The following is a 14,974-nucleotide window of genomic DNA, read 5'->3' as shown; positions in this document are numbered from 1 at the left end:
GTTACATAGGCATTTTTGCAGTCTTGACTCATTGATCGGTTGGGTATAGGTAACAACCCGATAAGTATTGGAATCAGTGAACCCGAGCAGTAACACTCACCTGCACTGTTATTGCTCTGCGGGTAAAATGATCATGTCGCAAACCACCGTGGCCGTTGAACAAACGCCCTACGCTGAAGCTTCTGCTTTCAAACCAATCTCGCTCGTCATGGGCATTGTCATTGGCTTGGGTGTTTTCTTCCTTTTACCCGAAACGCTGGCCTTCAATGCTCGTCTTGTAGCGGGCATTGCCATGCTGATGGCCACTTGGTGGATGACCGAGGCGATCCCGATTCCTGCCACGTCGTTGCTGCCACTTGTCCTGTTCCCATTTTTCGATATTGCCTCGGTCGGTGAGACCGCCTCGCCTTATGCCCACAGCATTGTCTTTCTAGTGTTGGGGGGCGTACTGCTGGGTTTGGCAACGCAGCGCTGGAATTTACATCGCCGCTTCGCTCTACTGACGGTGCTCACCGTGGGTACCAAGCCGGCTCAAATCGTCTTTGGTTTGATGTTCGCTAGTTGGTTTATCACCATGTGGGTCAGCAATACCGCCACCGCAGTGATTATGGTGCCCATTGGAGGCTCGATCATCGCGCTAGTGAAGTCACTGGGTAACGGTGATGACACGCCCAAGTTTTCTGCTGCTGTGTTATTGGGCATTGCCTATGCCATCACCATCGGCTCCATGGCCACGTTGATCGGCCAGCCGCCGATGGCGCTAATGCGTGCCTACATGGAAGACACCCACGGACTTAGCATCGGCTTTGGTCACTGGATGTTAGTGGGTGTGCCGTTCTCATTCACCATGCTGATGCTGGCTTGGCTAGTGCTGAGCAAACTGGTGTTCCGCTCGGAAGTTGAGAACATTCAGGGCGGTCGGGCGATGATCGAGACAGAGCTCAAGGGGATGGGCCATCTATCGCCTGAAGAGTCGCGTGTATTGATGGTCTTTGCCGGGGCAGTGTTCTGCTGGGTCTTCGTGCCGTTAATTGCGAGAATTCCTGTCGTGCAGAGTGCGCTGCCTTGGTTGGCTAACATCAACGACACCAGTGTGGCAATCCTTGCGGCGATTCTGATGTTTGTGGTTCCTGCCTCTAAAGGAAAAGGGGCGTTGCTGGAGTGGTCGGCCACGCGTGACGTGCCTTGGGGAGTGCTGATTCTATTTGGCGGTGGCCTAACACTTTCAGCCCAGTTCACCGCCACGGGTTTGAGTGCCTGGGTTGGCGAGAGCGTCTCGGGACTGTCGGGCCTACCGCCAATTTTGATTCTAGCCATCACCGCTATCGTGATCATCCTATTGACCGAGCTAACCAGCAACACGGCGACCGCGGCTGCCTTCTTCCCGATTATGGGCTCTATTGCCATGGGGCTGGGTATTGAACCTTTCTTGATGACCATCGTGGTTACCTTTGCTGTGAGCTGCGCCTTTATGTTGCCAGTGGCAACACCTTCCAATGCGGTGGCTTTCGCAACAGGGGATCTTCCCATCAAAAGCATGATTCGGGCAGGTATTTGGCTCAATGTCATCGGTTTGTTAGTGATCATGGTCGCGCTCTACACCATTGTTCCTCTGGTTTTCGATGTCTCTTTCTAAAATATGACGAACAACATCATTGGCAGTGATTTCGATTTGACGCTAATCAGTATCCAGTCTATTTTGTTCGCAATGCAAATTTATGTTCGCAATAAGAACAGAGAGAGGTGTTTATGTCTCAACCCTGCATTATTTGCGTCGCTATTACCGGCAGTCTGCCGCGTAAAGAGAACAATCCAGCCGTGCCGATTACGGTGGATGAGCAGATTGAAAGCACCCAGGCGGCGTTCGAAGCGGGCGCTAGCATCGCTCACTGCCACGTACGCAACGATGATCAAACGCCTTCATCCGACCCAGAGAAGTTTGGCCGCCTGATGGAAGGGCTCAAGAAGCACTGCCCCGGCATGATCATTCAACTCTCCACTGGCGGGCGCTCGGGTGCAGGAGAAGCCCGGGGCGGGATGCTGCCGCTGAAGCCTGATATGGCCAGCCTCTCGGTAGGTTCCAATAACTTCCCCAACCGCGTTTACGAGAATCCGCCGCAGTTGGTGGAGTGGCTTGCCGATGAGATGCTGAAGTACGGCGTAAAGCCTGAAATCGAAGCGTTTGACCTGTCGCATATTCACCAAGCGGTGAACCTTTCGAAGCAAGGCAAGCTAAAGACGCCGCTTTACGTGCAGTTTGTCATGGGCGTAAAGAATTCGATGCCAGCGGACAAGCCAACGTTTGATTTCTATATCGACACGCTCAAGCGATTGGCGCCGGATGCTCAGTGGTGTGGCGCAGGTATTGGTGCGAATCAATACGTACTTAACGAGTGGTCGATTGCTGCAGGTGGTCATACCCGTACGGGTCTTGAAGATAACGTGCGCCTGGATAGCGAAACACTGGCGCCCTCCAACGCGGCATTAGTCGAGCGAACCGTAGCACTGTGCGAGAAGTACCAGCGCCCGGTGGCTACCTGGCAGCAGGCCCGTGAGATGCTTGGGTTATAAAAAATATAAAACCGACAATTAATACGCAGGAGTTAAGTTATGACCGATGTCACTATCGTGGGTGATGCACCTGAGATCGACGAGATTAAGCGTGTTGTGCAGCTATATGTTGATGGCTTTCAGGGCGGTATAGAAAAGCTTGAGGAAGCGTTCCATAAGGATGCGTGGATTTTTGCTTTGGACGCTGATGGTGCGTTAGCGACTGATCTGATCAGCGATCGTTTCGAGCGCTGGGCTGATAGTCACCGCGCAGTGAAGAGTCGCTTTATTGCGGTGACCCAGGCCGGGGAAGTCGCCAGCGTGTTGTTAGGCTTTGACAATAGTGAAAATCTTGCGGACTCCTGGGTCGATGTTATTGCCCTGGTGAAGATCGATGGCGCTTGGAAAATCACCAATAAAACGGCAGCCCACAGCACGCGTGCAGCGTGGGCGAAGCCGAGCTCCTAAGCGTTAATGACACCTATTCAGAGAACAGAGAAAACATCAGCCCACGCAGCCAGCGGTTGCCTGGGTCTTGATGAAAGCGACGATGCCAGAAAAGATTAATCGGGATTTCTGGGAACGTTAGGGGATGCTCGCGAATGGCTAACCCGAAACGTGTTCGCGTTGCCTCGGCTAATTTATCGGTGACCGTCACCACTAGATCGCTGCTGCTGACGATATAGGGGACCGCTGCGAAATGCGGCAGTGTTAACCGAACTGGGCGCACAACCCCAGCGTGCGCAAGCTGCTCTTCGATAATGCCATGCCCGGTTCCCCGGGCAACCACCACAGCGTGATGCGCTGTGCGAAACGCCTCAAGGCTAAACTCCTTCGCAGCGAGCGGGTGATGCTCGCGCATTAAGCAAACGTAGCGTTGTACAAACAGTCGCTGCTGGTAGAAGCCTGCCCCTAATTGCGGGATCAGGCCAACTGCCAAATCTATCTCTCCCTCCTCCATCTCGTTTTTCAGGTCATTATGGTGGCTGCGCACGGTGTTGAGTGAAACCCCCGGCGCATGGCGTGAAAGATGTTGCAGCAGGCGTGGAAGAAATACTATTTCACCGATATCGGTCATGTTGATATGGAAGGTGCGCTCACTCTTCGCGGGGTTGAAATCGTCGCATAGGTTCAGCGTGTCGTTCATTCGTGCCAACGCATCCGCAATGCCGGGGTGAAGTCGACTGGCACGGGGCGTAGGTTGCAGACCTTGCGACGTGCGCTCGAAAAGTTCGTCCTCCAGCAAGTGGCGTAAACGCTTCAGTGCATGGCTCACCGCCGGTTGGGTGATACCCAAGCGCAGCGCCACCCGTTGTGTATTTTGTTCTTGGTACAACAAGTCAAAAACAACCAGCAGATTCAGGTCAATGTTGGCAAGTTTCTCCATCACCTTGCGCCTCGCAACGTATTCCACAATAGTCGAATGCAGCCGTCAGAGAGGTTTTTAACTGGTTGATTCATCTTGTTATTAGCGCCGTTTATAGTTTGAATGAAGGAAGCTGTGTGGTGGCAGTTGGCGCTTCCGAATAGCGTTAGGGGAGAGCATAACGTTCAACATATAACGATAAGCCCCTGAGCAGAGTTAAATCATGGTAGCTAACAGCACAGTAGCAAATATACAGCCAAAACGTCTTTCGATTGGCGTCGTAGGTGGTGGCATCGGAGGGGTGGCTTTCGCCGTCGCGTTGTCCCGTGATAGCCAGCTTGATGTTCAGCTTTTCGAAGCGGCTCCTCAGTTCTCAGAGATTGGTGCGGGTGTCTCCTTTGGCCCCAATGCGGTAAAAGCCATTCAGCTATTGGGATTGGAAGACGCGTATCAGCGTATTGCCGACGCCTCACCAGCGCCCTTTGAGGATGTTTGGTTTGAATGGCGGCGTGGTAGTGATGATGGTTACTTAACCGCCAGTTTAGCCCCTGGCGTTGGCCAATCCTCGGTGCATCGTGCCGATTTTCTTGATGCGATTGTTGCCAATCTGCCTGAGGGTATCGCCCACTTCGGCAAACGCTGTATAGACGTTAAGCAAGACGCCGACAGCGCCACCGCCAGCTTCGATGATGGCACTCACTTTACTGGTGATGTGATCATCGGCTTTGACGGCATTAAGTCGGCGGTGCGCCCCCATGTGCTACCCCCGGAGCAGTACGGTGAAATTACTCCGTTCTGGAGTGGCACTTACGCTTATCGCGGCATGATTCCCACCAGGGATCTAGAGGCTGCTCTAAAGGCTAAAGGCAGCGAGAGGCGCTTGGCCTTGGTGCCTCAGATGTATCTTGGCAAAGATCGCCATATTCTGACCTTCCCGGTTAAGCAGTCCCAACTCGTTAACGTCGTGGCCTTCATTACGGATCGTTCGATACCGAACCCTAAACTGCCCGAAGGCGAAGAGTGGGTTCAAGCCGTCAACCAGGAGGAAATGCTAGAAGTATTTGAAGGTTGGAGTCCGGCTTGCCAAGCCATTCTTGAATGCATTTCTGAGCCAACGCGCTGGGCGCTGCATGAGTTACCTGAGCTTGCCCGCTACCAACGCGACCGCGTACTGATCGTTGGCGACGCCGCCCATGCATTAGTGCCTCACCAGGGGGCGGGGGCCGGTCAGGCGCTGGAGGACGCCTATGTGCTGGCGACTCTGCTGGCGGATGCCAGTTGCCGTAGCAACAACGTGAGTACTGTGTTGTCTGCCTTTGAACAAGTACGCCATAGCCGTACCTGCAAAGTGCAGCGTACCTCCCATGAGGCGGGCGATGTCTACGAATATGCAGGAGAGGGCATCGGCGACGATGAAGCCGAGCTAATTAACAATCTTGAAAGTCGCTTCGAGTGGCTCTGGAATCATGACCCGCACGATGATGTGATTGCCGCTAAAAATAGCTTGAAGTTTGAAGCAAGCGAGAACTGGGGGTAAGCCAAAAGCTACCCATTTAAAGCAATAACTTCTTTTATAAAGACGAACTACAACAAAGAGTGCAACGATGAAAACAAATAATACAACACTGACGTCGTTACTTGGAGCAGGCTTTTTGCTGGCAGGGCAACTTGCGATGGCTGAAGATGGCGAGCCTGTAAAGCTGGGGTTAATGTTGCCCTATACGGGTACCTACACGGCACTGGGCGAGGCTATTACCAATGGTTTGAAACTCGCTATTGAGCAGAATAGTGGACAGCTTGGAGGGCGTGAAGTCGAGTATGTCCAGCTTGACTCCGAGGCCAATCCCTCCAAGGCCCCCCAGAATATGAGCCGATTAGTTAACAGTGACGAGGTCGACTTTGTTATTGGCCCTGTCCACTCAGGTGTGGCTATGGGGATGCTTCGCGTTGCCAAGCAAACCGGCGCTATTACCATTATTCCCAATGCTGGTTTGGGGGCGGCAACGAACGAACTTTGCATGCCCAATGTCTTTCGTACTTCGCATAACATGTGGCAGGACAGTTATCCCATGGGGAAAGTAGCCTATGATCGCGGTCACCGTGAGATGGTAACGATCACCTGGGATTATGCCGGTGGTAAAGAGGATATTGCTGCTTTTGAGGAGGCGTTTACGGAAGCCGGTGGTGAGATTATTGAGCAAATTCTGGTTCCTTTTCCCAGCACTGAGTTTCAAAGTTATTTGACGCAAATTGCCAGCCTCAACCCCGACGCGGTTTATACGTTCTTCGCGGGTGGAGGGGGTGTCAGCTTTGTGCGTGACTACGCTGCAGCCGGACTTAAGGAAAATATTCCCCTGTTGGGCTCTGGCTTTATGACCGAAGGTAATTTGGCAGCATTGGGGGGCGCGGGCGAGGGGGTGTTAACGACGCTACACTACGCTGAAACGCTGGAGAGTGAAGAAAATCAGAGCTTCGTAGCTGCTTATCAAGAGGCTTACGGTGAGATGCCTGATGCTTATGCCGTGCATGGTTATGACACTGGAGCCATGCTCATACAAGCGCTTGATGCAGTAGAAGGTGATTCCACTGACCGCGATGCACTCATTGACGCACTCGCTGCCGTTGAGCTGCAGAGCCCACGTGGACCATTGCGCTTCTCCAAGTCCCACCACCCGATACAAAATATCTACCTGCGTGAGATCCGCGATGGTCGGCACGAAGTATTATCGGTAGCGCATGAGCTACTCGAGTCACCCGATGCTGATTGCCAGATGTAAGTGAGTTTTTAGAGAGTTAGCGCTTATTATTGTTGGCAGTACGACTAAATCGTGTGATTAGCGTCGTGCTGTCTTCCTGTCCTTTACGCCTCATGTCTCAATGATGTGTCTTATTCTTTTGTCTTAAAAGAAACACCACTCAGCTGGCTTTGGCGTATGGAAAGTGTGCTATCACGTTAATAGTTAGTCGCAGATATTATCTACTCACCGTGTCGCTATGCCTTACCCATCATTACGTCGCTCATTTATGTGTAAACCGCCGTTAAAATGCCACCATGTTTGTCAATCTATTGATTAATAAAGGAAATTAAAGAAGGTGAATAGGGTTGAAGAAGCTGAGCAGAGGTAGAGGTGGTTTAATAAAAATAGTTGCCCGTTAAAAAAACAGGCAGTCATCTCCCTTTGTTGATACCTCCTCGGTATAGCTAAGCACCTAAACAATATTGGTTCCCTCTTCCTCACGCAATCAAACTGACATCAAGTCAACGATTGCCAGACGCTGGAGCCTGCATGTCAACCGTCATCCAACATATTGAGACGCTGCTGGTCGACTTACCGACCATCCGCCCTCACAAACTCTCCATGACCACCATGGCCTGCCAAACCATGGTGATTGTGCGCATGCGCCACTCCGACGGTATCGAAGGGCTCGGCGAAGGCACCACCATTGGTGGCCTGGCCTATGGCCCGGAAAGCCCGGAGAGCATCAAGCGTAATATCGATACCTACCTTGCACCGCTGTTGATCGGTCAGCCTTCTCACAATGTTCATCAGCTGCGCACCCGGCTCAATCGCCACGCCCGCGGCAATATGATCGCCAAGTCAGCGCTAGAAACCGCGTTATTAGACGCCCAGGGCAAGCGCTTGGGCTTGAGTATCGCTGACCTTCTTGGTGGCGCTCATCAACAACACTTACCCGTGCTTTGGACGTTGGCCAGCGGCGATACCGCCAAAGATATCGATGAGGCGTTGCTGCGTTTAGAGCAGCGCCGCCATTGCGACTTCAAGCTTAAAATTGGCGCTAATCCGCTTGATCAGGACGTGCGTCATGTGGCGGCGATTAAAGAGGCGCTGGGTGACCGTGCCAGTGTGCGCGTTGATGTTAATCAGGCCTGGGATGAGTCGACTGCGGTGCGGGGTATTCAGGCGCTGCAGGATGCCGGTATTGAGTTAATCGAGCAGCCCATTGCTGCTCGTGAACACGCCGGTCTAGTTCGTTTGGCTAACCGCTTCAATGTGCCAATGCTCGCCGATGAGGCGGTGCAAGATGCCCGCGACGGGCTTGATCTCGTGTGCGGCGGCTTCAGTGGTGCCTTTGCGCTGAAGATTGCCAAATCCGGCGGTATTTACGGGGTACTAGAGTTAGCTCACGTCGCCCAAGCGGCTGGAATTGGCTTATATGGCGGCACCCTGTTGGAGGGCACTATCGGTACGGCTGCCTCTCTACATGCCTGGGCAACGCTGCCAGCAATGGCCTGGGGCACGGAAATGTTCGGCCCTCTGCTGCTGCAAGACGACATCGTCGTTTCCCCTCTCAACTACACCGAATTTGGGGTGGAGTTGCCGCAAGGGGCTGGGCTCGGCATCACCTTAGATGAAGATAAGTTGGCGCACTACTCACGTAAGTAAAAGCCGCAGTAAATAAAGCCATCGCTTGTGATCGCCCGCGATGAAAGAGGAGAGCCATATGCTGTTTCAAGTCGAGATGACCGTTAAGTTGCCGCCCGACATGCCTGACGAGCAGGCAGCCAAGATCAAGGCAACGGAAAAGGCGTATTCCCAAGACCTACAGCGCCAGGGTAAGTGGCGCCATTTGTGGCGGGTGGCGGGTAGCTACTCGAACGTCAGTATTTTTGACGTGGAAGACAACGCCGAGCTGCAAGAGCTGGTCAGCAATCTGCCGCTCTTCCCCTATATGGAGATCAGCGTCAAACCGCTGTGCCGTCACCCCTCTTCAGTGCGTGACGACGACAGCTAATTATCGATAGAACACGCCAGTTCTTTTTATAAAACAAAAGCCTATAAAAATAGAGGTTTTCATCATGACCGTGAAGATATTCGATACTCCCGAAGTGCAAGACTTTGTCAAAACCGTGGCCGGCTTTGATCAGTCAGGCGGCAATGACCGCGCCAAGCAAATCGTTCATCGCCTGGTGAGCGATCTGTTCAAGCTGATCGATGATTTTGATGTCACTGAGGAAGAGTACTGGGCGGGCGTTAACCTGCTCAATGCCCTGGGCAGCCAGACCCAGTTCGGGTTGCTCTCGCCCGGTCTCGGCTTTGACCACTTCCTCGATATGCGCCAAGACGCCATTGACGCAGAGGCCAAGCGCACCGGCGGCACCCCACGCACTATCGAAGGCCCGCTCTATGTGGCCGGTGCCCCGGAAGCGGAAGGCTTTGCCCGCATGGACGACGGCAGTGATCCTGATGCCGAGGTGATGTGGCTGACCGGTCAGGTGCGCGATGTCGACGGCACCCCAATCCCCGGCGCCAAGGTCGAGATCTGGCACTGCAACTCCAAGGGCGGCTACTCGTTCTTTGATCCCTCCCAGGACGAGTACAACATGCGCCGCACGATCTACGCAGACAGCGACGGCCGCTACACCGCGCGCAGCATCATTCCCTCCGGCTACGGCGTACCCGAAGGCGCCCCCACTGATGTAGTGCTCAAGTCCCTGGGCCGTCACGGCGAACGCCCGGCGCATATCCACTACTTCGTCTCCGCCCCGGGCCATCAGCACCTGACCACCCAGATCAACCTGGCGGGCGACCCCTACACCTTTGACGACTTCGCCTTCGCGACACGGGAAGAGCTGGTGGTGCCCGCTGAACGGATCGAAGATCCGGCCGAGATCGCCAAGCGCGACCTGGACGGCCCCTTCTCCCACGTGGTGTTCGATGTGGAGCTGGCCCAAACCGACGCCGCTGAACTGCAGGTACGTCACGCCCGCCCACGGGCTAAAGAAGATGACCAGGATCTTGCCAGCCAGCTCGCTGGAACCGCCAAGGTTTAAAGCCCCATAACCTCGCGCTAACGACTGGCTGACTTCCACCGCCTGATACGTTAGCGCCTAACACCCCAGGTTATGCCTAAGTATTGAGGAGAGAGATCATGACCACGCAGCTTGATCAGCTCGAAGCCCGTGTGCGCGGCGCCGTCCAAGACGACCCCGGCAATGGCATCTTCCGCTGCCACCGCAGCATGTTCACCGACCCCGCCTTCTTTGAACTTGAGCTCAAGCACATCTTCGAAGGCAACTGGCTGTTCCTGGCCCACGAGAGCCAGATCAGTGAGCCGGGTGACTACATGACCGTCACCATGGGCCGCCAGCCAGTGATTATCACCCGGGACAAGCAGGGCGAGCTGCACGGCCTGATTAACGCCTGCGCCCACCGTGGTGCCACCTTGTGCCGCCGTAAGCGCGGCAACAAAGGCACCTTCACCTGTCCGTTCCACGGCTGGACGTTCAAAAACGACGGTCAACTGCTCAAAGCCAAAAACGAGAAAAATGGCGCCTACCCTGACCAGTTCAAACAGGATGGCTCCCACAACCTCAAGCGTCTGCCGCGTTTTGAAAACTACAAAGGCTTCCTGTTCGGCAGCTTAAGTGACGACGTACAACCGCTCGAACAGCACCTGGGCGAAACCACCAAGGTCATCGACAACATCGTCGACCAAGCCCCCGAAGGCCTGGAAATCCTGCGCGGTACCTCGTCCTACACCTACACCGGCAACTGGAAGCTACAGGCCGAAAACGGCGCCGACGGCTACCACGTCAGCTCCGTGCACTGGAACTACGCCTCCACCATGGAGCGCCGTAACTACGACGCCGGCGGCACCAAAGCGGTGGACGCCGATGGCTGGTCGAAGAGCAAAGGCGGCTTCTACTCCTATGAAAACGGCCACATGATGCTGTGGACCCGACTGCTCAACCCGGAAGTACGCCCGGTCTATCAACACAGAGACTGGATCCAGGAGCAACTGGGTGATGCGCGCGCCGACTCCATCGTCAACCAGACGCGCAACCTCTGCCTCTACCCCAACGTCTACCTGATGGATCAGTTCTCCACGCAAATCCGCGTGATCCGTCCCATCGCCGTGGACAAAACCGAAGTCACCATCTACTGCTTCGCCCCCAAAGGTGAAGCCGCCGAAGATCGGCGTGTGCGCATTCGTCAATACGAAGACTTCTTCAACGTCTCCGGCATGGGCACCCCCGACGACCTCGAAGAGTTCCGCGCCTGCCAAGAAGGCTACAACGGCGCGCTGGCCGAATGGAACGACCTTTCCCGCGGGGCCCAACAGTGGATCGAAGGCGCCGATGAAACGGCCCAAGCGATCGACATGAAGCCCCTGCTCAGCGGCGCCTCCCCGGAAGACGAAGGGCTCTACGTGCTGCACCACCAGCACTGGGTCAGCGAAATGCTGCGCGCCATCGACAAAGAGCGCAGCCAATTTATCGCCACTGCGTCCGCCTAAGCGCCCAGCGCCAGAAGAGAGGAGAGAAGTGCCATGAGCATTAGCTATCACGACATCCAAGCTTTTTTGTACCGCGAAGCACGGCTACTCGATGACCGGGAGTGGGACGAGTGGCTCACGCTGTACCGTAAGGACGCCGAGTTCTGGATGCCCGCCTGGGACGACGACGACCAGTTGACCCGCGATCCGCACAGCGAAATCTCGCTGATCTACTACCCCAACCGTGACGGGTTAGAGGATCGGGTCTACCGGATCAAGACCGAGCGCAGCGGGGCGAGTACACCGGAGCCGCGCACCACCCACCAAGTAAGCAACCTGGAAATCCTGTCGCAAGAGGGGGACACGGTAAACCTGCGGTTCAACTGGCATACGCTCAACCATCGCTACAAGAAGACCGACAGCTTCTTCGGCACGTCGTTTTATACCCTGGACGTGTCGGGTGAGAGCCCGCTGATCACAAGAAAAGTCGTGCAGCTGAATAACGACTATATCCATCAGGTTATCGACGTGTATCACGTGTGACCTGAGGAGAGAGGAGAGTTAACCATGAGTTATACCATTGCCCTCAACTTTGAGGACGGCGTGACCCGGTTCATTGGCTGTAAAGAGGGAGAAACCGTTCTCGACGCTGCTTACCGGCAGAAAGTAAACCTGCCGATGGACTGCTCCGACGGCGTATGTGGCACCTGCAAAGGTCACTGCGAACAGGGCGAGTTCGACATGGGCGACGAGTACCTGGAGGAGGCGCTTTCCGATGAGGAGGCCGCGGAAGGTCAGGTGCTCACGTGCCAGATGGTGCCTTCTTCGGATTGTGTTATTCAAGTGCCAGTGGCATCCACGCTGTGTAAAACCCAGGTGGGCAAGGTTGAGAGCACGGTAGCAGCAGTTGAGCAACTTTCCGAAGATAGTATTGAGCTCGTCGTTGATTTGGATGATGCCGAAGGCCTCGCCTTTTTGCCAGGGCAGTACATTCATATTGATGTGCCCGGTACTGAGGTGCACCGCTCCTACTCTTTCAGCTCATTGCCGGGGGATAAGCGCGCCACCTTCTTAATTCGCAACATCCCCAAGGGGGTAATGAGCGGCTATTTAACCGAGCGCGCTGCTGTGGGCGAAAAGCTTACGCTGACCGGCCCGCTGGGCAGCTTCTACCTGCGAGAAGTGAAGCGCCCGGTGCTTATGCTTGCTGGCGGCACGGGTCTGGCTCCGTTTCTCTCCATGTTAGCGCAATTGGTCGAAAAGGGCTGTGATGCACCGATTCATATGATTTACGGCGTCAATAAAGATGACCACCTAGTCAAAACCGATGCGTTAGATGCCTTCGTAGAAAAAATTCCCAGCTTCACCTACGCCACCGTGGTGGTCGACGAGGCTAGCGAGCATTCGCGTAAAGGTTACGTGACGCACCACATGGACGCCGAGGTAATGCATGACGGCGATGTGGACGTTTACCTGTGTGGCCCGCCCCCGATGGTAGATGCCGTGCTGAAGTACTTCGACGCAGAAGGAATCGAGCCCCAGAGCTTCCACTATGAGAAGTTCACCCCCAATGAAGCAGGGAGCGCATCATGACACACCGCTTTCAAGACAAAGTAATGGTGATTACCGGCGCTGCGCAAGGAATTGGGCAGCGGGTGGCTGAGCGTGCCGCCGCTGAAGGCGCCCGCTTGGTATTGGTAGATCGCGCTGACCAAATCCATGAGGTTGTCGCTGAAATAAGCAAGCAAGGGAGTGAAGTGATTGCGGTTCAAGCCGACCTAGAAAAATGGGAAGGCGCCGAGCAAGTCATGCAGGCGACGCTCTCTCACTTTGGTCGTATCGATATTTTGGTTAACAACGTTGGGGGCGCGATTAACTTCAAGCCTTTTACCGAGTTTAGCGAGACGCAGATCGCCGCAGAGATCAACCGTTCTCTAATGCCTACACTTTGGTGCTGTCGTGCGGCGCTGCCAACAATGGTGGAGCAGGGCAGCGGTGTCATCGTCAATGTCTCTTCAGCGGCAACGCGGGGTATTCACCGTATCCCCTACTCGGCAGCAAAGGGCGGTATCAATGCGATGACTGCGTCGCTGGCGTTTGAGTATGCCGAGCACGGTATTCGTGTCGTCGCCACGGCACCCGGTGGCACCGAAGCCCCGCCACGGCGTATTTCGCGTGGAACGCCAACGCCCAGTAACGAGACTGAGAAGGCGTGGTTTCAAGCACATATCGATCAGACTAAGCAGAGCTGCTTGATGAGCCGCTATGGAACATTGGATGAAATGGTTGCGCCAATTCTATTCCTTGCTTCCGACGAGGCCAGTTATATCACCGGTAGTGTATTGCCCGTAGCGGGCGGTGACCTTGGTTAGCAATAGTGGAAAAGGCAATTCTAGATAAAAACTAGCAATCGCTCTAAGCACAATAATCCCCTGGAGTAGACCGTGAAACATATTGAGAAAGGCGTCAGCCTACGGCATGCGCCTCGCGATTTCCTGCGCGACCTCAATGCCGACAACGCCAGTACTGGGCTAGTGGCGGGAATTTTAGGGCTCAGCGTTGGGGTCGTTCACATCAGCGCTGGCACGTCTGCGGGTCTGGATTCCTCCTTCATCATGATCTGGGTGATCAGCTACTTGATGATCAATGGCTTTTTTGGACTCTTCATGCCGGCCTATTACCGCTTGCCGTTGCCAATGGCGAACTCTATCCCCGGTGCACTGATGTTTGCAGCGGTCATCCCTGTAATCGGCTTAGAGGCTGCATTAGGCGCAAGCTTGATTGCGGGGGCTATTACGCTAGTTGCTGGCGTGACCGGAGTGATGGGTATCGTTATGCGTTTGATACCGATGCCGATAGTGATGGGCATGGTGGGCGGCATGCTACTTAGCTTTGGCCTCAACATGGTTAAGCCGTTGGAGAGCGCTATCGTGCCAGCCTCTATCATGATCCTGGCTTTTTTCCTCTCTGCTCGCCTCTTACGTAAGGTTCCGCCTCTGGTTGTGGCGATGCTGGCGGGCATTGTGTACTTGATGGCAACCGGCGTTGACCTGTCTGGTATCGAGGCGACGATCCGTTTTCCCGAATTCATCGTTCCCGAGTTCACGCTGGGTGCCTTCCTAACCTACGGTTTACCACTTGCGATCATTTTGGTGGGTATGGAAACGCCAGCGGGCGTCGGCCTAGTGAAGGGAATGGGCTACAAAGAAGTGCCCGCTAATGCGATCACAGCAGTGGGCGGCGTCGGCACCATGGTGTCGGCTTTTTTCAACCTGCACAGTACTTGTATAGCCGCACCCATGACCGGTGTCTGCGCCTCACCGGAAGCTGGCGTTCATGACAAACGTTGGGTGGCGGCGGTGATTGCCGGGGCTATCTTTGTGGTTGCCGCGCCTTTCTACGGCTATGTGGTCAGCCTACTGGAGGCTACGCCGCGCTACTTTATTGCCATTATCGCTGGGCTGGCACTGATGCGGGTCATCACCTCCTCGATGGCTATCGCCTTTTCAGGCAAGAAGCATGAAATAGGTGCACTGTTTGCCTTTCTAATTGCCGCGTCGGGAATTCAGATTCTCGGCATCGGCGCCACGTTTTGGGCGTTGGTATTGGGCGTGGTCGTTTCAGCAATCTTCGAAACCAAGGACTTCGAGTTTATTTTCACCCGTGAGGTGGTCACCAAAAGCGGTTGACCTTTTGTTACCTCTGTCACTCGATAACCGCATCCTCCTTTGCCCGTGTCTGCTATCGCTGCTCGGGCATTTTTTCTCAACAGCATTGGATAAAAATGCCGATGGAGAACTTCCACCGGCAAAAGCTTGT

Annotated in this window: 14 protein-coding genes; 13 read left to right on the top strand and 1 reads right to left on the bottom strand. The window is 54.7% G+C overall.

What is annotated here, in order from left to right; genetic code table 11:
* Positions 1 to 133 precede the first annotated feature (133 nt).
* The 3 genes from HALTITAN_RS03475 (at position 134) to HALTITAN_RS03465 (ending at position 3,018) form a co-directional block, all read left to right on the top strand.
* A complete protein-coding gene (locus tag HALTITAN_RS03475; RefSeq protein WP_176316207.1) occupies positions 134 to 1,636 on the top strand; it encodes an SLC13 family permease in 1,503 nt (500 codons plus the stop codon).
* A gap of 113 nt (positions 1,637 to 1,749) precedes the next feature.
* The gene (locus HALTITAN_RS03470) at positions 1,750 to 2,571 is read left to right on the top strand and encodes a 3-oxoadipate:acetyl-CoA acetyltransferase (protein WP_039857726.1); all 822 of its coding nucleotides are present in this window, start codon (positions 1,750 to 1,752) and stop codon (positions 2,569 to 2,571) included.
* Between the two features lie 39 nt (positions 2,572 to 2,610).
* The gene (locus HALTITAN_RS03465) at positions 2,611 to 3,018 is read left to right on the top strand and encodes a nuclear transport factor 2 family protein (protein ID WP_039857723.1); all 408 of its coding nucleotides are present in this window, start codon (positions 2,611 to 2,613) and stop codon (positions 3,016 to 3,018) included.
* Positions 3,019 to 3,031: 13 nt separating this feature from the next.
* Here the strand turns inward: HALTITAN_RS03465 and HALTITAN_RS03460 are convergent, their stop codons facing one another.
* Positions 3,032 to 3,937, bottom strand: a complete 906-nt coding sequence (locus HALTITAN_RS03460) for a LysR family transcriptional regulator (protein ID WP_039857720.1) — start codon at positions 3,935 to 3,937, stop codon at positions 3,032 to 3,034.
* A gap of 202 nt (positions 3,938 to 4,139) precedes the next feature.
* Here HALTITAN_RS03460 and salA point away from each other — a divergent pair, with 202 nt between their 5' ends.
* From salA to HALTITAN_RS03410, 10 genes are all read left to right on the top strand, one after another.
* Positions 4,140 to 5,453, top strand: coding sequence for a salicylate 1-monooxygenase (salA, locus tag HALTITAN_RS03455; protein WP_009286249.1), 1,314 nt, complete (start codon positions 4,140 to 4,142; stop codon positions 5,451 to 5,453).
* 67 nt (positions 5,454 to 5,520) lie between these two features.
* Positions 5,521 to 6,693, top strand: a complete 1,173-nt coding sequence (locus HALTITAN_RS03450) for an ABC transporter substrate-binding protein (RefSeq protein WP_009286248.1) — start codon at positions 5,521 to 5,523, stop codon at positions 6,691 to 6,693.
* Between the two features lie 510 nt (positions 6,694 to 7,203).
* Complete coding sequence (locus HALTITAN_RS03445; RefSeq protein WP_039857717.1) at positions 7,204 to 8,322, top strand: muconate/chloromuconate family cycloisomerase; 1,119 nt, start codon at positions 7,204 to 7,206, stop codon at positions 8,320 to 8,322.
* A gap of 58 nt (positions 8,323 to 8,380) precedes the next feature.
* Positions 8,381 to 8,671: a muconolactone Delta-isomerase gene (gene catC, locus HALTITAN_RS03440; protein ID WP_039857714.1), complete on the top strand. Its 291-nt coding sequence runs from the start codon at positions 8,381 to 8,383 to the stop codon at positions 8,669 to 8,671.
* Positions 8,672 to 8,735: 64 nt separating this feature from the next.
* Positions 8,736 to 9,710 carry a catechol 1,2-dioxygenase gene (catA, locus tag HALTITAN_RS03435; protein ID WP_009286246.1) on the top strand — a complete coding sequence of 325 codons (975 nt, stop codon included), beginning with the start codon at positions 8,736 to 8,738 and terminating at the stop codon, positions 9,708 to 9,710.
* A gap of 98 nt (positions 9,711 to 9,808) precedes the next feature.
* Positions 9,809 to 11,176: a Rieske 2Fe-2S domain-containing protein gene (locus HALTITAN_RS03430; RefSeq protein WP_039857713.1), complete on the top strand. Its 1,368-nt coding sequence runs from the start codon at positions 9,809 to 9,811 to the stop codon at positions 11,174 to 11,176.
* Between the two features lie 33 nt (positions 11,177 to 11,209).
* A complete protein-coding gene (gene benB / locus HALTITAN_RS03425; RefSeq protein ID WP_039857710.1) occupies positions 11,210 to 11,698 on the top strand; it encodes a benzoate 1,2-dioxygenase small subunit in 489 nt (162 codons plus the stop codon).
* A gap of 24 nt (positions 11,699 to 11,722) precedes the next feature.
* A complete protein-coding gene (benC, locus tag HALTITAN_RS03420) occupies positions 11,723 to 12,748 on the top strand; it encodes a benzoate 1,2-dioxygenase electron transfer component BenC (RefSeq protein WP_009286245.1) in 1,026 nt (341 codons plus the stop codon).
* A complete protein-coding gene (gene benD / locus HALTITAN_RS03415; protein ID WP_039857709.1) occupies positions 12,745 to 13,527 on the top strand; it encodes a benzoate diol dehydrogenase BenD in 783 nt (260 codons plus the stop codon). The genes benC and benD overlap by 4 nt, the downstream gene beginning before the upstream one ends.
* Positions 13,528 to 13,599: 72 nt before the next feature.
* The gene (locus HALTITAN_RS03410; RefSeq protein WP_009286244.1) at positions 13,600 to 14,844 is read left to right on the top strand and encodes a benzoate/H(+) symporter BenE family transporter; all 1,245 of its coding nucleotides are present in this window, start codon (positions 13,600 to 13,602) and stop codon (positions 14,842 to 14,844) included.
* Positions 14,845 to 14,974: the final 130 nt, after the last annotated feature.

It is taken from the genome of Vreelandella titanicae BH1, assembly GCF_000336575.1.
GTDB classification, from domain to species: Bacteria; Pseudomonadota; Gammaproteobacteria; order Pseudomonadales; family Halomonadaceae; genus Vreelandella; species Vreelandella titanicae.
This window is presented reverse-complemented; position numbering and strand designations above follow the sequence as displayed.